The organism is Aerosakkonema funiforme FACHB-1375, from assembly GCF_014696265.1.
GTDB lineage: Bacteria > Cyanobacteriota > Cyanobacteriia > Cyanobacteriales > Aerosakkonemataceae > Aerosakkonema > Aerosakkonema funiforme_A.
In genome coordinates this window covers 95,106-115,090 of the sequence record NZ_JACJPW010000001.1, presented here as the reverse complement: position 1 = coordinate 115,090, position 19,985 = coordinate 95,106, and the positions used below count along the sequence as shown (strand labels likewise).

The following is a 19,985-nucleotide window of genomic DNA, read 5'->3' as shown; positions in this document are numbered from 1 at the left end:
TGGATTTTGAATAACTTTTTAGGAATCGCGACTTTGTTTTGAACAACTGGGCTTGCTATTTTGTTAATTAAACTACTGGTAGAACCGATAGAAGCCTACAGACAGAGCATAGCTAAAAGATTACTAGAAAAAAACCTCAACAGTAAACAAGAAATCTAAATTGGGCATTAAGCTCGCGATCGTCTAAAAGCGTCGGTTAGTGGATGAGCTAAATAAAAGATAACAGGTAATTGGGAATGGTAAAAATTTTTTACCGTTACCCATTACCCATTACCAATTACCGATTACCCACCCATAAAATGCTCGATCGCATCTGGGTGAGACGGCAAATCGGCTGTGATTATCTCGCTACCCGACTCGGTGACTAACACATCATCTTCAATGCGAATTCCTCGCACATCAGAAAACTCAGCCAGACGATCCCAATCGACAACTTCTTGATATTGTTCGCGTTTGTCTGGGTAATTCAAAAGCGACGGTACTTGATAAAAACCGGGTTCGATCGACACCAGCATACCAGCTTGTAGAGGTCGATCCAGACGCAGGAACTTCAAACCGGGACGATCGCTGCGAATTCGTCCCAGCTCGTACCCAGCCAAATCTCCCAAATCCTCCATATCGTGGACATCCAAACCGATGAGATGACCGACGCCGTGAGGGAAAAACGCCGTGTGAGCGTCCATTTCCACCAATTCTTCCACATCCCCCTTCATGATGCCCAGATCCAGCAGCCCTTGGGTGAGAGTAGTTGCGGCTAGCATATGAATATCCTTATACTCCACATCGGGACGTATCTTAGAAATGCAAGCATCGCGAGCTGCCAGTACCACTTCGTAAATAGCGCGTTGAGTGGGGGAAAACCTGCCAGAAACCGGCCAAGTGCGGGTCACATCAGATGCCCAACCCATCGCCGTTTCCGCACCTACATCCGCCAGTAGCAAATCTCCCGGTTGCAGGGGATTGTGATAGCGATCGTTGTGGAGAACTTCCCCGCGAACCGTGACAATACTGTTGTAAGCACAAGTCATGTTCCGAGCTGTGATGACGCTTTCCATTGCCGATCGCACTTCTGCTTCCGTTTTGCAATGTCGCGTTCCAGCCATCCCGGATTTATGAGCGTCAACCGTAGTAGCAGCCGCTTTTTGCAATTCTGTCAAAGCACCGGCATCGTGCTGAAGGCGCAATTTGACGATCGCGTATGCTAAATCCCAGTCAATCCAACTCAGGGAAGATGCCGAGTACAACCAGCGATTGAGTGTACCAGACTGTTGGTGGTTGAGCATCACATCCTGCACTGGAATTGTCGCACAACCTTGCGATCGCCACCTCAGTTCTCCCATCGGGTGAGCTGTGTTAGCCCCGATCAACTCAGCAATCTCCTCTCGCGTAGGCTGTTTTCCGTGCCACAGGAAATCGTCCGGATTGGGGTCATCCACAAACAGTTCCAGTCTGCCTGCCTCCATGCGAATTGCCGCATTTTCCAGGGGTAGTCCCGCAAAATAGAGAAAGTGACTGCTGGCGCGGAATGGCAATTTATTTGCCGGATAATTGCGAGATGGGGCGCATCCTGACCAGAGAACCACAGGGAAATCAATCAGCTCGAAAAGTCGCTTCCGCCGCTTGCGGAGTGTGTCTGCCAGGGTTTTGGCTTCACCAAGCGTGTCAGAATGAGAATTTTTTAGCGACGCCGTTAGCGAAGCTATGTCCAAGGCAATAGGCATCTCGGTCGTGACTTGCATCATAGAAAGGTACAATCCGGGAGCATCTCACTCTTGTCAGAATATCAAAAGACTCTAAATTCGGCAGACTGATTAAAGATGTCTTTTAAACCCAACAATTGTGAAAGCGCTATGCTGCTTGGGGATTGGCCGATCGCTCAACTGCCTGGGTTAAGCCGCAAGAACCAGTCTCAACTGCTGGAATGCGGCATTGCCACGACTGGGCAGCTAATGCTTTGGGCCAATTCTCCCGCTAGTAGGCAGGCACTGGCGAATCAGTTACAGATCCACGTTCAGTAGGTTAATCAATGGGTGGCTTTGGCGGATCTGGTTCGCGTCCCCAGGGTGGGCTGCCATTATTGCGGACTATTATTGCACGTTGGTGTTTGTTCTGTACCCCAACTGGCTCAGATTCCCCCCACAGATTGCACCAACAAATTTTGCGATTTCAGGTAGCCACGATGCAGCGCCGCGACCTCTGTCCTTCTGTAGAGCAAATTTCTTTGTGGATTCAACAAGCGCGATCGATTTTGGATTTTAGATTTTAGATTTTGGATTTTGGATTGTTTGCTATTTCCCATCGCCGATCGATCTCGATTTAGCCAAAAGGCGCTAACTTTTAGCCAGTACGCCGTTGAGAAAAATGTCGGCAATTCCCTCTGCCATTTCTTTGATGGCTTGGGGTGAAGCTCCTGGCTCCATAATGGTATCGTGGCTAAAACCTGCGATCGCAAACATTCCCACAAACACCTGCGCGACAATTTTTGGGTTCATCCGGCGATAAATACCTCTATCCATCGCCGTTTCAAAGAATGCTTCGGCTACATCCGTCATTTTGGCAATTACTTCCGACTGCACGCGATCGCGCAAATCTGGGTGAAATTGGGCTTCCATAAAGCAAACCCGCATCATATCGGCATTCGAGTGAAAATTCATCATCCGCCGTCGCATTACCTGCGCCACAGCTTCGTAACTGCCCATTTCGCTCAGTTCTGTCAGCAAATCGGTTAGTATTTCTACCCATCCCTCTGTCGCCACTTCCACCAAAATCGCCTTTTTGTTGGCAAAATGTCGAAACAAAGTTCCTTCTGCTACTCCCGCTGCCGCCGCCAGATCGCGAGTCGTCGTACCATCATAACCTTGACGGGCAAACAACTTTTGCGCTGCTTTGACGATGCGAGTGCGCGTCGCTTCTTCTGACTGAGTGGTTCGCTGCAAAATTCCCATATAATTCTTCTTGTTTCCTGTATACAACCCGAAGTCATTCTATTGGCTTTATTTCCTGGTCTCCCAGCTGCGATCGCGCCTTAACTTTTACTCAATCAGATCATCTTTCTCCATTTCATCTGGAGACTAACGCAGCACCAACCGCAGGTGTCGCCACTTAGAGAAGCTATAATTTTTTCATCTTATCCCCCTTTTGCTTCTTTCGCCCGTATCTGAGCCCGGTAACTTAACAAATCTGCTTAACTGTAAAATTTCTATACATCTCTTTACTAGCCCTAGTTTCTCATCTTACTTAGGAATATATCAGCTTTAAATAAGCATTTTCTCCCCGCTTAAATGTTTATACAAAAATTTACATTTCTCCAGTGTATTTTGGTAATTCTTCTGGTATAACTGGTAGATTAATTATTTAATTATAGGCAATGTAAAATTTTAAACGCACCACTCAACAATAAGGATTGTCATAAGTTCATAGTCTATAGTTCATAATTAAGAGTAATTGCTATCAAACATCAACAATGAACAATGAAAAGTTTTAAAATGTAAATCTTAGGAGCGAGCGCGAGATTATAGAATACATTTAGATCTGCTATAAAGATGAAAATCAATAATTATAGATTAAAAAAATCTCTTGGTGCGTTAAGTAATTAAAATCAGCTATAATGATCGACGTACCTTAATTTCAATGCCGGATTCGATCTGCGTGTCCGTGCAAAATGAAAAAAAAGCGTCAGCGTCCAAATTCATCTGTTGTAAAGGAAAAAATTTAATAGATCTATGATATTGCCTGGGTGGTTACTTCAGTTGACAATGCAAATAAAAAAAAGCTGGTGGCGTCAAGCGATCGCCACATTTTTATGTGTCGGGATGCTGTGGTTGGGACTCTGGCCACAAGCAGCTTTAGCGCGTACCCATAACATAGTAGCAGCTGCATCAATTCAGCCGTATTTAGATCGAGTCATGCAGCGAGTGACAGAGTTTCGGCTCGATAACGGCATGAAATTCATCGTTTTGGAAAGACATCAAGCACCAGTAGTTTCTTTTCTCACCTATGCTGATGTCGGCGGTGCAAACGAGCCAGATGGAAAAACAGGTGTAGCGCACTTTCTGGAACATTTGGCTTTCAAAGGAACCACGCGCATAGGCACAAAAAACTACGCAGCAGAAAAGCCACTACTGGACGATCTCGATAAATTATCGCAACAAATTCAAGCTGCTAAAGCCACAGGAAAAGAAGCAGAAGTTGCACAATTACAAGACCAATTCAAAAAAGTGGAAGCGCAAGCAGCCGAATTAGTCAAGCAAAACGAATTCGGTCGCATTGTTGAGCAAGCGGGAGGCGAGGGACTCAACGCCACAACTTCCACAGACGCCACCCGCTACTTCTACAGCTTCCCCTCCAACAAGCTAGAACTGTGGATGTCCCTAGAATCGGAACGGTTTCTCGATCCAGTGATGCGAGAATTTTATAAAGAGAAAGATGTCATCTTAGAAGAACGACGCCTGCGCGTCGATAACTCGCCCATCGGTAAAATGCTGGAAGCATTTATCGACACAGCTTACAAAGTACATCCCTATCGGCGTCCGGTCATCGGGTATGACGGAGATATCCGCAATCTGACGCGAGAAGACGTGCAGGAGTTTTTCGACACACACTACGTCCCCAGCAAATTGACGATCGCAATTGTCGGCGATGTCAACCCCGCACAAGTCAAAAAATTAGCCGAAACTTACTTCGGTCGCTACAAAGCCAAACCGACAACACCGGAAACTTTAGCTGCGGAACCAAAACAAACCGAAACCAGAGAAATAACCTTGCAATTGCCTTCGCAACCTTGGTATTTAGAAGGATACCACAGGCCAGCAATGAATCATCCCGATAACGCGATTTACGACATTATCGGTAGCATTCTCAGCGACGGTAGGACTTCCCGCCTGTACAAATCTCTGGTAGAAAAGCAGCAAATCGCACTCACCGCACAAGGTTTCAGCGGTTTTCCAGGGGATAAGTATCCTACAATGATGCTGTTTTACGCGCTGACAGCTCCCGGTCATACAGTTGACGAAGTGGCGAAAGGGTTGCGATCGCAAATAGATCGACTCAAAACCGAACCAGTATCCGCAGAGGAATTGGATCGGGTGAAAACGCAAGCGCGTGCGGGTTTGTTGGGAACCCTCAATTCCAATGATGGCATGGCTTCTGCATTAGTGGAATACGAAGTTAAAACCGGTAGCTGGAAAAACTTGTTCAAGCAACTCGATGCGATCGCAGCTGTCACCCCCGCAGATATCCAGCGAGTCGCGCAAGCAACATTCCAACCCCAAAATCGTACCATTGGGCGTCTTCTGCCGAAAGAGTGACGATCGATATGCAACCGCCACTGATGCAGAAAACCAAAAAAATTGGAGTCCGGGAAAATTTGACACCCATGGGTGTCAAATTCCGAAGATAGAAAAATAAAGGATCGGGTCAGAGGGTCAAAAGTGTTTTTCAATCGCAAATCTAAAATTGGCATGAAGCGCAGTATTCTCAAAGCGATGAGGCTAATGCTGCTAACCGTACTGCTACTATTGTTGGTCAAGTTACCAGCCTCAGCGCAAACCGCACGACATTATACAGAATTAACCTTTCCGCCGTTACCGGAAATAAAAGTGCCAGCTTACACCCGCTACAAGCTGGATAACGGCATCATCGTATATTTGATGGAAGACCGGGAACTTCCCCTCGTCGGCGGTACAGCCTTATTTCGCACAGGCGAACGTTGGGAACCGGCGGATCAAGTCGGTTTGGCTAGCTTAGTGGGAGAAGTGATGCGAACTGGGGGTACAAAAAAACACTCCGGCGAAGAATTGAATACTTTGCTGGAACAAAAAGCAGCTTCGGTGGAAACTAGCGTGGGAATTGCTTCAGCAAGTGCAGGTTTTAGCAGCCTCAGTGAAGATTTAGAAGAAGTATTTGACCTCTTTGCCGAAGTAATTCAAGAACCAGTTTTCGCCCAAGAAAAAATCGATTTGGCCAAAACCCAAGGACGAGGCGACATCGCCCGTCGCAACGACAACCCTGGCGGCATTGCAGGGCGAGAATTCCAGAAATTAATCTACGGCGAAAGCAGTCCCTATGCCCGCACGGTAGAGTATGCCACCTTAGACAATATTTCTAGGGAAGATTTGCTGAATTTTTATCAGCAATATTTCTATCCCAATAATATGATGTTGGGAATTGTGGGAGATTTTGACAGCCAAAAAATGCGCCAGATGATTCAGGAAAAGTTTGGCAACTGGAAACCAAACCCGCAACTAAAAATGCCAGCGTTGCCGAATGTTTCGCAGGCGAATAAGGGAGGTATATTTTTTGTAAACCAACCGCAGCTAACGCAAAGTTATATTCAAATGGGACATTTGGGCGGTCTGTTAAACAGTCCCGACTATGCGGCGCTGGATGTTTTGAATGGGGTGCTGAGTGGTTTTGGGGGAAGATTGTTTAACGAAGTGCGATCGCGCCAAGGTCTAGCGTACAGCGTCTACGGTGCGTGGAGTCCCCGCTATGACTATCCCGGTATTTTCGTTGCCGGCGGACAAACGCGATCGGAAACTACAGTACCGTTTGTGCAAGCAATCTTTGCCGAAATTAAGCGCATTCAAGACAAACCGATCGCCCCAGAAGAATTGGCTTTTGCGAAAGAGTCAGTGCTGAATTCTTTTGTATTTAACTTTGAAGACCCCAGCCAAACTTTATCGCGGTTGATGCGATACGAATATTACGGATATCCAGATGATTTCTTATTCCGTTATCGACGCCAAGTCGAAGCAACAACCGTAGCCGATGTTCAGCGCGTGGCGCGAACTTATCTGCAACCGGAGAATATCACCACTTTGGTTGTAGGTAATGCTGCTGCGATTCAGCCTCCTTTAACCAGCTTAGCCGCAAAAGTAACGCCGATCGACATCACCATTCCAGCGCCGAGAACTACCGCCACTTCCCAGCAATAAACAGCACTCTGGGGTACGTAGTTGCGCTTTAGCGCTAAATCTGGCGCTGAAGCGCAACTATAGCTAGGGACTAGGGCGTCGGGGCTAGGGACTAGGGAAGAGGGAAGAGGGAAAAGGGTTACGGAGTAAGTGCGATCGAACTAATTTGTAGGTTGGGTTGAGGTACGAAACCCAACCCAGAAAGAGCGCTCTCATCGCAACAACGTACCTAGAAATTAGGCTAAACCTTGCGATACAAAACCCGACCAATAATAGGGACTGATAAAGGGTAATGTTTCCCGACAAAGGAGATCTAATCGCACTCGCACATTTTTGATAATTTCTGCTTTATTTTCTGCCGATAGTTTCTGTTCAAAATACTCCTCTAATTGCCGTTTATGATTAGCATATAATTCATCGCCTGTCAAGTTACGCAGCTTGAATTGTGCTTGGCGGATTGCTTCCGATCGGCCCTTGTCCTGCTTTTCCTGATAGTATAAAATGCAAAACAAAGCAGTTGCTAAATCGTCCACAGACCACAAGGTACTGACCACATTTCTCGCACCAGCACAGAGGAAACCGCTAGCAATACTCAGCGGATCGTCGGTAATTTGGGTGAGGGTTAAATTTGTTTCGCAGCAGGAGAGGAAGACTTCGGCTAGGTGCGAAAATCTCCAAGTGAAAAGGCGACCGAGGTTGATATCATCGTTGTATAATTTAAGTTTGGATTCCAGGGAATTATTGAGATCTGACTCAGCGTGATGACTGGAATGGAGGACTTGCACGCGATCGAGTAAATTTTGATATTCACTGATAGTTGCTTTCTGATATCGGAGGCGATTATTTTCGGAAACTTTGTGCATTTTTGCCAGAGTTTCGCACTCGTAGCCAGTGAAAACGAGGTCGCCTCTAGTATTTTCCACTATTCCCATTATGGCAGGTTTGAGGTTGACTCGCTGGTCGCAAAAGTTGAGTATTTGGCAACTGGGAACGATGCGAATGCGGTATTTATCGCTGAGGTATTCGGGTTGTTGGGATGGGGTGTCAGGCGTGTCAATGGGTTCGCTCATATCAAGGCTTGCGCCGCGTGTTTGGACGGAAGTTGTATCGCTGTGGGGAATGGGAATATTATTTAAAGGTAAGGCAGCAAAGGGAATTTGATGCAGGTACAAATGAGGGATGATAATTAGTTCTTTGATGCCGTTGAAATGTTGCTCAATTAGTCGATTAATTTGCAGGCGGTTGGCGAGTTGGGAGAGAAATTCACCCATTTGCTTTTGCCAGGGGGTTGGGTTTTCTTTATAAGGTATTAACCAGTTGTCAAATATCCAATTTTGCAAACTTTCAATTCCTTGACCTTCGCAGGTGTAGAGTTTGGTAGATTGATTTTTTCGCAATATGAAAATGTGCGTATGTTCGCGAGTGGTGTAAAAATTGAGAATGGCGGTTTCGGCATCGGGAATTAAGGCTTGCATCTGGTCGAAACTGAGGGGGTCTGGTTGCAATTGACCCGCCAAAACTCGATCTTTACTGCGAATTTTCAGCCAAGCTTGCTGTTTTTCTGCTTCTAATTCTTTAATCTTTTCGATGATAGCGTCGCCGTTGGGGGTTGGCTGGCGAGTGGTGGCGAGTGATTTCATTGGGTCATTGTCAGAAGAACGCAAACGGTTGCTTTGTTGTTGCAGGCGATAGTATTCTTCGACTTCCGGGGGAATTTCGCCTTGGGGGTAGAGGTCTTTGCTGGCGAATAAGTCGGCGAGGTGGCGGGAACGGGAACGGTCTGCGGTTTCGACGGCTTTATCGTATTGTTTGAGGTTGATGTAGCATTGGACGGCGTTGGCGTAAACGGAGATGGCTTCTTTAATGATTTCTTGGCGGCGTTTGTCGGTGGTTGAACCTTTGCGAAGTTGTTCGACTGCTTGCATCGCGGGTTCGTATCCTTCTAAGGCGAGGTGCCAGTTGTTTTGGGTGAAGCCGACGTAGCCGAGGTTTTCGCCAGCTTTGAAGCATTCGGCTGGCATGGTTTTGGGATTGGCAATTTTGAGGCAGTCTCGATAGTTCTTCGTCGCTACTTCTGTTTGCTGCAATTCACGATAAGCGATGGCTATGTTATTGAGAAAAGCCGCTTCCCCTGGCCTATGTTTGATTTCTCGACAAATGGCTAAAGACTGTTCGTGGTAAGCAATTGCTTGTTCATACTTTCCAAGAGGTAAGTAAGCGTTGCCTATATTTCCTAGAGAAGCTGCTTCTCCTTGCCGATATTCGATTTCTCGACAAATGGCTAAAGACTGTTGGTGATAGTCTATCGCTTGTTCATATTCTCCCAGAGAGCAGTAAGCACTGCCTAAATTTGCCACACAAGTCGCTTCCCCTTGTCGGTCTTCGATTTGCTGACAAATAGCTAAAGAATCGTTGTAAAAGGTGATCGCTTGTTCATACTGTCCCAAAGATAAGTAAGCATTGCCTAAACTTATCAGAGAATTCGCTTCCCCTTGTCGGTCTTTGATTTTCTGTTTAATGGATAAAGACTGTTCGTGGTACGAGATTGCTCTTTCGTATTCTCCAAAAAATAAGTAAGTGTTGCCTAAATTTCCCAGTGCCGTCGCTTCACCTCGCCGATCTTTGATGTTCTTTTTAATGACTAAAGACTCTTCGTGGTAAGAGATCGCTCGTTGGTATTCTCCCAGAGAGTCATAAGCATTGCCTAAACCTATAAGAGAACTTGCTTCCCCTTCCTGATATTTGATTTTCCGGCAAATGTTTAAAGACTGTTGGTGAAAGTCGCTTGCTTGTTCGTACTCTCCCAGAGAGTTGTAAGCGATACCTAAATTTGTCAATGAAGATGCTTCCCCTTGGGGTTCTTTGATTTCCCGATAAATGGCTAAAGACTGCTTGTGGTAAGAGATCGCTTGTTTGTACTTTCCTAGAGAGTTGTAAGTTATACCTAATCCTTCCCCCGAAGCTGCTTCCCCTTGTCGGTGTTTAATTTCCCGATAAATGGCTAAAGAATTTTTGTGGCAATCCAACGCTCGTTCGTACTTTCCCAGAGAGTGGTAAGCTATTCCCAAACTTAGCAACAAAGATGCTTCCTCTGCTCGGTCTTTAATTTCCCGACAAATGCCTAAAGACAGTTCGTAAAAGTTGATCGCTTGTTCGTACTCTGCTAGAGCGAAGTAAGCTTTGCCTAAATTTCCTAGTGCATTCACTTGCCTTCGGCTGTCTTTGATTTCCTGCAAAATGTCTAAGGTCTGTTTCCAGTAGGAGATCGCTTGTTCGTATTTTGCCAGAGAGAAGGAAGCATTACCTAAATTCCCCAGTGCAATAGCTTTTCCTGGAGGATTATCGATAGCTTGATAAATGATAAGGCACTGTTGCCAGCAATGAAAAGCTAAAACAGTATGGTTAATGTAAAATTGCTCATTTCCCCACCTAAATAAAATATCTGCTGTCTCTTCTCTGATTACTATTGGTTGCTGGGCACTTGCGAGAATTTCCCCCAACTGCAAGGCAAGATTAGTTAAAAATTTAGCCCCATTCTGGTTGTCATTATCATAGAATTGTTTAGCAACTATGATTATCATTTGTAAAAGTCCGGTATCGACTAACTCCGAAGGTATCTTTAAGCTTTGCGGTTCTTTCTCACTGGCACATTCGAGTAGATTTTGGATGAATTCCAAATAGGCGGCGATGCGTTGTTCGTCCATTGTTGTTTTACTTCCTTATCAATTAACAATCTATAATTAAGAACATAGTCAAATCAAAAGAGGCAATTATGAAACCAGAGTATGACTTTTTCCAAAGCAGAGCAAGGCAAGAGTCTGAGGCGGGTTTGGGCTGAAAACAATTATAACAGAAACCCGGTTTTTTAACCCTAGATAGCGATAAATTATCGAATCTGTTAAACTTATATAGAGAAGAGAAAGGGAGTCAAACAAAATGACCACTATCCAATCAACAACAACTGCCATAACATCCCTTTACGAACAGGATTTTTATCTCTGGCTACAGACAAATATCAACTTATTAAAAGAGGGAAAATTTGCCGAAGTAGATCTAGAAAACTTACTAGAGGAACTGGAAAGTATGGGGAGAAGCGATAAAAATGGTTTAAAAAGTAATCTAAGGGTACTTCTCATGCACTTACTCAAGTATAAATATCAACCAGAAAACCAAACAAATAGTTGGAACTACACCATTATAGAACATCGTATTCGCCTCCGAGATACTTTCAAAACCAGTCCGAGTTTATATCGATTTTTTGAAGAGATTTTTAATGAATCTTATCAAGATGCTAGGGAATTAGCCGCCGCTGAAACAGGTTTATCGATTAAGGTATTTCCCTCAGAATCTCCCTTTACTGTGGAAGAAGTTCTGAATGCTGATTTTTTACCTGCTGAGAGCGAAGATTCTGAAAATATGGAATAATTGAATGAGATGTCGTTGTGTGCGATCGCAAAGGTATGTTGTTGGGCTTTAGCCCTCATAATGCCTGGTTTCATAAGAGGGCTAAAGCCCAACTACGTACAAAGAGTAAGAATAATCTTATAACTAGCAACTTGGGTTAAATATCTATACAGAAACCCGGTTTATAGTCCTAAATGATATAATCTTATGGTAACTCTATTTCCAAAACAATGATTGCCGATCGAAGCCAAGATTACATTTCTCCTCAAGATTATCTAGCAGGAGAAGAAATCAGCCCCATCAAGCACGAATATATTGATGGAAAAATCTACGCAATGGCAGGTGCAAATGATGCCCATGTTACCATTTCTCTCAATCTTGGTTCATTGTTAAGAAATCATGTGCGAGGTACTGGTTGCCGTGTCTATATGGTGGATATGAAAGCATTTATTGAAACAGCGAATATCTTTTACTATCCTGATGTGATGGTAACTTGTGATGAACGCGATCGAGCATTTCCAAACCATAAAAAATATCCTTGTTTAATTGTCGAAGTTTTATCCCAAAAAACAGAAGCATTCGATCGAGGTGACAAGTTTGCCGACTATCAGCAATTAGAAACCCTCCAAGAATACGTTTTAATTAGCCAAAAGCGCCAGCGTGTAGAATGTTTCCGTCGCAATGCCGAGGGTTTTTGGGTATTGCAAACATACAATCAAGGCAGCGAAATTCATTTAGCAAGCATTGATTTTCACATTAGCATTGATGCTTTATATGAAGATGTGACTTTCGGAGATAATGAAGCAGGAAATTAGAAACCCGGTTTCTTTGAGAAACCGGGTTTCTGGGCTTCATTTTCTCATTCCACTACCTCAAAAGTTTGATAAAAAACCTGCCAATTACCTTGCTTTTCTAATTCTTCAAATAACTCCTTAATTCGTTCAGCATTCCATTCTGGTAAAGCTTCTTCTCGTTTGGGAGTCAACCAAGGTAAATGCAAAGGTTTCTGCAAAACAATTGCTAAAAATTCTTCCTTTCCCGTTTCTTTAAAAATAAACTTTTGCCCGGTTTTACCAGCCCAAGAATATTTTTGAGGTAGCAAAAATGGCGGTTTATCCATGATAGCATCGATCGCATAACCGAAGGATGGACAGTACAAAACTGTACCCTGTTTACTGCGATTAAACAACAACAATTGATAGTTAGGGTATTCTAGATCGATCGCCATCCAAAGTTTCTTATTTACGGGAATAGTTGGCGGCATTTCTGATGGAGGTGGAAGTTCCAAATATGCGCCTCTATTTAGCCCTATTTGGTTCGCTTCATCTTCTGTTAAAAACTGTAGCCAATTGGGATGAGATTTTGCTTGTTTCTGTAATATTTGCCAAATCGCTTGTTCGTATTGTCCTAGAGAGTAGTAAGCATTGCCTAAACTTTCCAAAGAATTGGCTTCCCCTTGGCGATCTTTGATTTCACGGTAAATAGCTAAAGACTGTTCGTGAAATGCGATCGCTTTTTCAAACTGTCCTAAAGATTGATAAGAATTGCCGATATTATTCAGACAATTCGCTTCTCCTTGGCGATCGCCAATTTCTCGACAAATAGCTAAAGACTGCTGAAAGTATGCGATCGATCTTTTAATTTGTTCCAACGAATCATAATCACTATTTAAATTTTCCATTCCCAAAACTTCGGATTCGATCGCAAACACCCCCGTACTCCAATCAAAAAAATCAGGGGCGCGACGAATCAAGTATGTAATCGCAAAAAGTGGTAAAATAAAAACAAAACAAATGTTACTGAAATCATCTCTAAATTTTTCGCGTCGTTGATTTAAGTGACTCAGAATGGGAGGAACTGTATCGAGATTATAGTAATTACCATCTCCTCCATATCCAGGTTTAATATAAGGTTCTAGGGACTTTTCTAAACCTTGAATTAGGAGAATATTTATATTTTCTCGGTCTGGAAGATTGACCACAATATCGTAGAGATTTTCAACGGGTGGCGTTTTCTTGCCGAATATATCTCGCTTATAGTTCGGTGGTGGTAGCGATAAAACTCGAAACTTTTTTTCGGGTAAATCTTGCTGTATGCGCTGAATTATCCTAGCTGTTTCTGCTGTCGAACATTGGACAAATACAATCCCAAAGCCTTTTCTGCGCTTCAAGGAACGCAGAAGTGCCTGATAAACTTTGTCTGATTTGGTAATATTCATAAGACTTGAACCTTTACAAGTGCATTCTTAAATTTTGTAATTTCTTTAATGAGGGGATGAACATCATGCCAAATTCGTAACTTTCGATTCTCATAATACCGATATTCAAGCAAACACCGATTTAATAGCAACTGTAGGTGTTCCTCGTTATTATTTGCTTGCTTCAAATTAGAAACACTTGCCAAAATCTCCCACTCATTTTCTCGAATAGTTCTTTGATAAGTTTCCCGCGCCTCTTCAATTGCCCATATAGCCGCTTCCTCAGTAATGGGTAACTCATCTATCGATTCGATCGCTTTTTGAATCAATTGCATCAAGTTTCGCACATGACCGCCACTCATCAAACAAAGCAGTTTCAATGTATCGGGACTATCAAACACGGCAGGAGTATCTAGTCCTGCGATCGGCCCTTCTAAAGTTTTAGCTAAATTGGGATCGATCGCCTCAACCCGACGGCAGATAATCTCTCGCATTTTACCTAATCCGGCTTGATTTTCGCTACCATCTGGATTGCGTACCATCACCATTGGTAGTACATCAGGTTTATCATAATTATCTTCAAGCTGTGTTGCTCTACCTGAATACACCATCGCAATAGGTACAGTATAAATAACATGACAAGCTAATCCGCGCAGAATTTCACTCCGATTCAAATAAATCTCATCATAATTACTAGGCTTTCCCTCTTCTTTAGTCTCCACAATTCGATCGAGATTGTCAGCAACTAACACGATGCTGCGATAATTGGCAGGCAACGATTTTTGCGCTTCCTTGATAAAGCTATTTAATGCTTCCAGCAGAGATGGAGTATTAGCATTAATCTTCTGGCGTAATTCTCGTCGCTTGTCTGGAGTCGCCCGCAAACTAGCCGTGATTTTGGCAAACTGAGATATCTGTCCCTCTAAATTCAAGCCATCTAATGAAATGTCAGTAAGCGCCAGATCTTTGAGAGATTCCCAGCGTTCTTTTAGCCAGTTCACCAAAGGATTATGTTCCTGTAAATGAACCGTTTCTACTAAATGTCGCGTACAAGCAAATAAAATATCTGCATATTCAGCATCTTGAGGTTCGATATCCTCATCATCTGCCGCAAAATAAACCACAAAATACTTCTTTTCTTCTAAATATTCTTTTAATCGTAAAAGTTCTGTAGATTTTCCAACACCTCTATGTCCAGAGTAAAGTTGGCAGGTTGCTTGTTTGGATCGAGTAATTTTACGACCCAATTCTCGGATCACTTCCCAACCGCCTCGCACATCTTTGCAATCAACATAAACCTCTTTTTTCGGAGATTGAAATGGTTCAAAAGAACTGTATATTTCGGTTAAATAATCTAAGTCCACAGGCTACCTCAAGTAATTTTAAACTCAAACCTATTATACTATAATAGTGGCAGCAAATATGATATATAACTAAATGGGAAATGAACCTCGTAGACCAACAAAGCTGCAAATCGAACGCCATACCATTTTTTTGGTTAATTATTATTTTAATAAAGTTGTAAGTTGGGTTTCACTACCGTTCAACCCAACCTACGAATAGATTAGCTAATCCCTAGCTCCCTGTTGTCAAAACATGATAGATTCCCCAAATTGCCATCGCTCGCAAGTAATAACTGGCGCGAAAAGTACCCGCAGCGGTAATCGCTTCCGGTGTCCGAAATTGCAAACCATTTTCGTATACTTGCCTTACCACAGCTTCTGTAAGTTGAAACGCTTCATCTTTCATTCCCATTTGCACAAGAAAAGCCGCCAAACCAAAATTAATTCCCGTCCAAATTTCCAAAGGATGAGTAGCATCGGGTTTTTCCGGAGAACCATCAAGTTTGAGACCGTTAGCAGCGCCTAATTTACCGTCCTGGAACTTCAAAAAGCAGGAATTGTAAACGGTTTTGAGAGCTAAAAGAACGCATTCATTCGGTACAATATCTGGCAATCCCAGCAAACGTGCGTAAAATTGACCGCACAATTGATCTGCCATCACCACATCGGAACCGCTTTCACTATCGAGTTTATAATATTGACCGTTCCAAAGTTTTTCCTGATAGATCGATCGCGCTTTCGCCAACCAACCTTTATAAGTATCGATCGCTTCTTGAATCTCTTCTTGAATCTTTTCTTGTGGAACAGGCGTCCCGCCTGTCATTGTCATCCCCAATCCCCGTTCCCTTAAAATTTGGCCGATTGCGATCGCACCCTCCAACGCCGCCAACCACAACCCCCCACAATAAGCACTAACTCCCCGCAGACGCCAATCATCAAACGTCTGATCCGGCGCACCAGAATTTTCCGGGATACCATCGCCATCGCGATCGAACTCTTTCAGATAAGCAAGTGTCTGCACTATACTTGACCAACAATCCTGCAAAAATTCGACATCAGTCTTACCCGTAAACACAAAATAGCGATAAACCTGCAACACAAAATCGCAAGATAAATCCTTCCACAAATTGCAATCTTGATAGCTGGTATAGTTAGTTTTCTCCCAAGGATGTTCGTTCGGCGCACCCAAATCGTGCGGCGTTGCATCGACAGCTTTGCGAATAGCCGATGCGTTGTTATAACCGATAATTCTAGGAGTATCATCGCTGGTAGAAATTGCTCGCGCATATGCTTCTAACACCGCTTTATCTAATTTCGGCCAAAGCATTATGACGGGAAAAGAACCGTAAAGTCGCACATCCAAACTTTCATACCAACGATAATCTATGCACTCCAGCACTCCAAATTGACCGATCGGATCGTCCTCGGAAGCTGCTGTCCACAGCGTACCACCGCTTGTTAAGTCGTAAAGTTCGTTGAATAAAGCCATCTTAAACCAAGAAGGTAAATCCTCGCGATCGAGAATTGGTTGTTGCCAAGCTTCTATTCTTTCTCGCCAAGTTTCGTAATGTTTTAATGCTGTACGAACCATCGACCAAGCATTCTTCCCGTTGCGACCGAAGAAATCTGTATAGCGTCGGTAATATTCAATTCCTGCCGCAAATTCGGTAATCGGCAAATCCCAAGCTAATATAAACGGAATTTTGCGAGTTTTACCCGGTCTAATCGTAAAACGAACTGCGATCGCAGCTGCGATTTGTTCCCCGTCAGCACAGGGTTTTTCATTTTCGCGATCGGGTAAAGAACCATCCGCCGCAAAACTTTGCCAAACATCCGCACCATCGCCAACAGGATTCCAACGAGAGTGATAAAATACTTCTATTGCTGGGTTAGCCAAAGTTGCGATCGCCCATTGTCCTTCTCCCTCTTTCACATCATAAATATCGGGACGACCGCGATCCAGCACGCAACCTCGCCGAAATTCATTTTCAACCCATTGATTGAAATTGCCCGTACTATTTCCCAGCTGCGGTTGATATTCGTAAACCGGACTGCCATCATCGCGAACAGTGACCTGGGGTTTTTTAATCGCATTAGTAAACCAACCCACCATATTTTGCCAAGTCAGCATTATACTGATAGTAATTGGCTTGTCTGTAGGGTTGTGGGCAGTCCATTCAAAAATTGCGATCGGATAAGAACTTTCCTGATAATTTCCCGCCCAAATTGGTGAAAATTGTTCGCAAATTAAGTTAGCCTCAAATACATTCTCGTAAACAAACCAACTGCGCGGATATAGAGCATAATAACTTCCTGTATTTGTCTGTTCTTCTGTCAAATTGTCACTAACTGCTGACTGTTGACTGCTGACACCAGAAGCGGGATACCATTTCCAAGCAGACAAAGTACCATCAGTAGGAGATTCCGTACACAAAGCATAAGCTTGCTTGCTTCTTTCTGTCTCTTCAAATACGCTGAATTGGCAAGCTGGGAAGTTCTGAAATATATGTTCTCCCCCATCGATTTGCCAGAGGTTAAAATCCCCCCGCGAGGAACGACCGATACAACCCGCGCCAAAACCACCCAAGGGCGAACCGTGCCAAGGGCCATCATCTAAATTGCTAGCTAAGCGAACTTTGTAGGGGTTGTCCCAACCTAAACCGATCGCACGCTTCCAGGTAATGTTGGGAATTTGTGGGGAAAAGGGCTGATTTGTCATCGGGTTTTGCTTAGGTGATACTCCTTGTAAGGATACACCAAATCTCTAAATCTCTATTCTTTTATAGTAGTTTTCAGAGACAACTAAAATAACTCGATCGACTTACCCAATTATCAATCCGCAGTTCATATTTATTCATCGCCCTCGAACTCAGCTAAGATACTGCTAATCTCGTTAGGACTGATATCTTCTCGCTCTAATTTAGAATAAATTGTTAATAAAAGTACGCTCGTCGGTGATTCCACTTGATAGATGAGTCGATCGCCTGCGCTTTTCCCTTTTTGGATGTCGCTATTTTTGACTCTCACCTTGAAAATGACATATTCTTCACCCATTACGGGGATGCGATCGCCAATAAAATTACCACCTTGTAGTTGTTCGATAATTTGCTGAGTATCTAACCGTATCTTGCGATATTTTTTCGATAATTCCCGCAAATTCCGTTTGTACTCAGGTGTTAAATCAATTTGTACAAAAGGCGTGTCATGCAACATCTATTCCCTCCCACATTTCAGAAAGGGGTATGCGTTGACCTGTTTTTGCTTCTTGTAATGCTCTCCTAAGACTGGCTTTGATTTCTTCAATGGGGGTATCATCAGGATCGATTTCAGCTGCTTCTGTTACTTCCGGAAAAAGTACGATAACTCGCACGCGACTGGGAGCGAAGTTTTCGATAGGTCGATCGAGGGATAATTGACCTTTTTCGTCGATGGTTCCTGTTAATTCAATGGCTTTCATATGTTTTTCCTGAAGTCGCTTGACGTTAATTATATCATATTTGATGATGGTTTAAGGCTGTTTATATTTGAGCGCCCAGAGTGAGAAACCCGGTTTCTTAAAGATATTTAGTTTTACCCAACAGTCCCTAACTAGAAACCCGGTTTCTTTTATTAATCAGATTTGATTTGTCTGTAATCGAAATAGCGATATTTCGCTTTCTTTCTCTTTTTTTGGGTTCTATGGGTATTTGTAATTGGGCTTTAGGCTTTCTTTTCAATGCTATTATATAGGTTTTCTTCCCTTAAATTCAAGGTAATAATTACCGATTGTAACCAATGGGTAAATTCCTCTCTTGTCATTTCTCCTGATGCAACTTGAAGAATTACTTTTTCTTGTTCTTCTACATTGGCATTAATTTCAAAACCATTCAGGACTAAAAAAACTTCCATTGCTGCATGACCTGTTCTTTTATTCCCATCCAGAAAAGGATGATTTTTAATCAAAGTAAAAGCCTAATGCTGCGGCTTTTTCTGGAAGAGTTGTATACAGTTATTGACCCGCAAAAGTCATTTGCGGTTGAGCAACAGCCGATTCCAGTAAACCCGGATTTGTAATTCCTAAACCCCCACCCGTCTGAGCAATAATTTGATAATGAATATCTAAAATTTGTTCTAGGGTTAAGTAGAGCATCAGGCTAGACGTTGATAAAGATCGTGGTTTTTCTTCAGGACATATTCTGTGGCTTTTTGATAGGATAGGGCTGGCGGTTTGATAGTAATAATCAGTTGTCCTTCCTGTTGAGTTAGTTCAACTTCTTGGCTATCTCCTAATAATTCCTTGGGGATTAAAACTCCTTGTTCTGTAACTTTTAATTTCATCTGTTTAATTCTTGCTAAGATTGTCTGATTTTATTATAACATTTCATCGCTCCAACTTTGCATCGCCCCTAACAAATTATCCTGACTGGGGGGAAAACTGCGTAAAGGTGCTTCCAGAAGTTCATCAGTTATCCAGAGGATGTGTAAACCCAGTTTAGCATCGGCTCGCCTATATTTTCTTTAGGCTAATTGACAGATAATTTGCGTCCAGAAGTGACACAATCTTGCAAATAAAGATTAATTAGCTCCTGATAAGATATCCCTTCTTCTTGAGCCATCATTTCAAAATATTCTATCACATCAATCCCCAGAGAAATCGTGACTTGTTTTTTCAACTGTTTGGCAAAAGGATTAGGTCTTCTCTTCATTTTTGAAAGATCGTATTCCGGTTCCATTGGTTTATCTCCTATATTCTTTACTTTCGTTTTTAGTAGCTTTTCTGGCTGATATGATTCTAATCACAGAATCTGCTTCTCTAAAACAATGAACTACAAGTAATATTCTCATTTTAGAGCTTAGACCTAGAAGTAAAAAACGTTCTTCATCTTGAGAGTGTTCTTCATCCCAAAATTGCACTGCATAATCATCAAAGAAAACCGATTCAGCTTCTTAAAAAGAAATTCCATGCTTTTGTTGATTAATTTCGTTTTTTTGTTCATCCCACTGAAAGGTTATTTTATTCATTATGATAAAATGTCATTGAATCTTACTACTGAGCCTCATCCATAATTAACGTTCATAAATATCTTCACGGGTGATAAAACCATTGACTTTAATCGGCTTTTCTGTTAAAGTATCAATGATATCTGG

15 protein-coding genes and 3 pseudogenes are annotated in these 19,985 nt (G+C 42.9%); 5 read left to right on the top strand and 13 right to left on the bottom strand.

Translation table 11 applies throughout. The annotated features are described in order from the left end of the window. Positions 1-284 precede the first annotated feature (284 nt). Positions 285-1,742, bottom strand: coding sequence for an aminopeptidase P family protein (locus tag H6G03_RS00590; protein ID WP_242056904.1), 1,458 nt, complete (start codon positions 1,740-1,742; stop codon positions 285-287). Between the two features lie 75 nt (positions 1,743-1,817). Between H6G03_RS00590 and H6G03_RS00585 the strand changes: the two are divergent. After that, positions 1,818-2,266, top strand: a pseudogene (locus H6G03_RS00585) (DUF4332 domain-containing protein). 64 nt (positions 2,267-2,330) lie between these two features. Here H6G03_RS00585 and H6G03_RS00580 read toward each other — a convergent pair. Continuing rightward, positions 2,331-2,945 (bottom strand): TetR/AcrR family transcriptional regulator, encoded by a 615-nt coding sequence (locus H6G03_RS00580; protein ID WP_190460979.1) that lies wholly within the window; start codon positions 2,943-2,945, stop codon positions 2,331-2,333. 867 nt (positions 2,946-3,812) lie between these two features. Here H6G03_RS00580 and H6G03_RS00575 point away from each other — a divergent pair. Beyond that, entirely contained in the window at positions 3,813-5,306 is a 1,494-nt protein-coding gene (locus H6G03_RS00575; protein WP_456057553.1) for a M16 family metallopeptidase, read from the top strand. Between the two features lie 153 nt (positions 5,307-5,459). Next, positions 5,460-6,935, top strand: a complete 1,476-nt coding sequence (locus H6G03_RS00570; protein WP_190460975.1) for a M16 family metallopeptidase — start codon at positions 5,460-5,462, stop codon at positions 6,933-6,935. A gap of 215 nt (positions 6,936-7,150) precedes the next feature. On the opposite strand, the gene H6G03_RS00565 is transcribed toward H6G03_RS00570, so the two are convergent. Beyond that, entirely contained in the window at positions 7,151-10,618 is a 3,468-nt protein-coding gene (locus H6G03_RS00565) for a CHAT domain-containing protein (RefSeq protein ID WP_190460973.1), read from the bottom strand. Positions 10,619-10,850: 232 nt separating this feature from the next. Between H6G03_RS00565 and H6G03_RS00560 the strand changes: the two genes are divergently transcribed. After that, positions 10,851-11,339: a DUF29 domain-containing protein gene (locus H6G03_RS00560; protein WP_190460971.1), complete on the top strand. Its 489-nt coding sequence runs from the start codon at positions 10,851-10,853 to the stop codon at positions 11,337-11,339. Positions 11,340-11,548: 209 nt separating this feature from the next. Continuing rightward, complete coding sequence (locus H6G03_RS00555; protein ID WP_190460969.1) at positions 11,549-12,133, top strand: Uma2 family endonuclease; 585 nt, start codon at positions 11,549-11,551, stop codon at positions 12,131-12,133. Between the two features lie 44 nt (positions 12,134-12,177). Here H6G03_RS00555 and H6G03_RS00550 read toward each other — a convergent pair whose 3' ends face one another. The 10 genes and pseudogenes from H6G03_RS00550 to H6G03_RS39645 all read right to left on the bottom strand — a co-directional run bounded on the left by H6G03_RS00550 (position 12,178) and on the right by H6G03_RS39645 (position 19,859). Then, positions 12,178-13,536, bottom strand: a complete 1,359-nt coding sequence (locus H6G03_RS00550; RefSeq protein WP_190460967.1) for a tetratricopeptide repeat protein — start codon at positions 13,534-13,536, stop codon at positions 12,178-12,180. After that, positions 13,533-14,879: a P-loop NTPase family protein gene (locus tag H6G03_RS00545; protein WP_190460965.1), complete on the bottom strand. Its 1,347-nt coding sequence runs from the start codon at positions 14,877-14,879 to the stop codon at positions 13,533-13,535. Before H6G03_RS00545 ends, H6G03_RS00550 begins: the two co-directional genes overlap by 4 nt. Before the next feature lie 211 nt (positions 14,880-15,090). Further along, positions 15,091-17,577 (bottom strand): GH116 family glycosyl hydrolase, encoded by a 2,487-nt coding sequence (locus H6G03_RS00540; RefSeq protein WP_190460963.1) that lies wholly within the window; start codon positions 17,575-17,577, stop codon positions 15,091-15,093. Between the two features lie 131 nt (positions 17,578-17,708). Beyond that, on the bottom strand, positions 17,709-18,071 hold the full coding sequence (locus H6G03_RS00535; protein ID WP_190460961.1) for a type II toxin-antitoxin system RelE family toxin: 363 nt from the start codon (positions 18,069-18,071) through the stop codon (positions 17,709-17,711). Next, complete coding sequence (locus H6G03_RS00530) at positions 18,061-18,315, bottom strand: type II toxin-antitoxin system RelN family antitoxin (RefSeq protein WP_190460958.1); 255 nt, start codon at positions 18,313-18,315, stop codon at positions 18,061-18,063. The genes H6G03_RS00535 and H6G03_RS00530 overlap by 11 nt, the downstream gene beginning before the upstream one ends. 242 nt (positions 18,316-18,557) lie before the next feature. Beyond that, positions 18,558-18,987: pseudogene (locus tag H6G03_RS39650) on the bottom strand (type II toxin-antitoxin system death-on-curing family toxin). Further along, positions 18,987-19,175: a hypothetical protein gene (locus H6G03_RS00520; RefSeq protein ID WP_190461174.1), complete on the bottom strand. Its 189-nt coding sequence runs from the start codon at positions 19,173-19,175 to the stop codon at positions 18,987-18,989. The pseudogene H6G03_RS39650 and the gene H6G03_RS00520 overlap by 1 nt, the downstream one beginning before the upstream one ends. A gap of 33 nt (positions 19,176-19,208) precedes the next feature. After that, on the bottom strand, positions 19,209-19,316 hold the full coding sequence (locus tag H6G03_RS39415; protein WP_407650706.1) for a hypothetical protein: 108 nt from the start codon (positions 19,314-19,316) through the stop codon (positions 19,209-19,211). Positions 19,317-19,360: 44 nt separating this feature from the next. Further along, positions 19,361-19,570, bottom strand: coding sequence for an antitoxin (locus tag H6G03_RS00515; RefSeq protein WP_190460956.1), 210 nt, complete (start codon positions 19,568-19,570; stop codon positions 19,361-19,363). Between the two features lie 4 nt (positions 19,571-19,574). Next, a pseudogene (locus H6G03_RS39645) lies at positions 19,575-19,859 on the bottom strand (BrnT family toxin). Positions 19,860-19,985 lie beyond the last annotated feature (126 nt).

What these genes read in the sequence shown, in the direction of transcription:
- H6G03_RS00535 (WP_190460961.1), bottom strand. Translation starts at nt 18,071, where the DNA reads ATGTTGCATGACACGCCTTTTGTACAAATTGATTTAACACCTGAGTAC.
- H6G03_RS00555 (WP_190460969.1), top strand. Translation starts at nt 11,549, where the DNA reads ATGATTGCCGATCGAAGCCAAGATTACATTTCTCCTCAAGATTATCTA.
- H6G03_RS00575 (WP_456057553.1), top strand. Translation starts at nt 3,813, where the DNA reads ATGCTGTGGTTGGGACTCTGGCCACAAGCAGCTTTAGCGCGTACCCAT.
- H6G03_RS00570 (WP_190460975.1), top strand. Translation starts at nt 5,460, where the DNA reads ATGAAGCGCAGTATTCTCAAAGCGATGAGGCTAATGCTGCTAACCGTA.
- H6G03_RS00560 (WP_190460971.1), top strand. Translation starts at nt 10,851, where the DNA reads ATGACCACTATCCAATCAACAACAACTGCCATAACATCCCTTTACGAA.
- H6G03_RS00590 (WP_242056904.1), bottom strand. Translation starts at nt 1,742, where the DNA reads ATGATGCAAGTCACGACCGAGATGCCTATTGCCTTGGACATAGCTTCG.
- H6G03_RS00515 (WP_190460956.1), bottom strand. Translation starts at nt 19,570, where the DNA reads ATGGAACCGGAATACGATCTTTCAAAAATGAAGAGAAGACCTAATCCT.
- H6G03_RS00550 (WP_190460967.1), bottom strand. Translation starts at nt 13,536, where the DNA reads ATGAATATTACCAAATCAGACAAAGTTTATCAGGCACTTCTGCGTTCC.
- H6G03_RS00530 (WP_190460958.1), bottom strand. Translation starts at nt 18,315, where the DNA reads ATGAAAGCCATTGAATTAACAGGAACCATCGACGAAAAAGGTCAATTA.
- H6G03_RS00520 (WP_190461174.1), bottom strand. Translation starts at nt 19,175, where the DNA reads ATGAAATTAAAAGTTACAGAACAAGGAGTTTTAATCCCCAAGGAATTA.
- H6G03_RS00565 (WP_190460973.1), bottom strand. Translation starts at nt 10,618, where the DNA reads ATGGACGAACAACGCATCGCCGCCTATTTGGAATTCATCCAAAATCTA.
- H6G03_RS00580 (WP_190460979.1), bottom strand. Translation starts at nt 2,945, where the DNA reads ATGGGAATTTTGCAGCGAACCACTCAGTCAGAAGAAGCGACGCGCACT.
- H6G03_RS00540 (WP_190460963.1), bottom strand. Translation starts at nt 17,577, where the DNA reads ATGACAAATCAGCCCTTTTCCCCACAAATTCCCAACATTACCTGGAAG.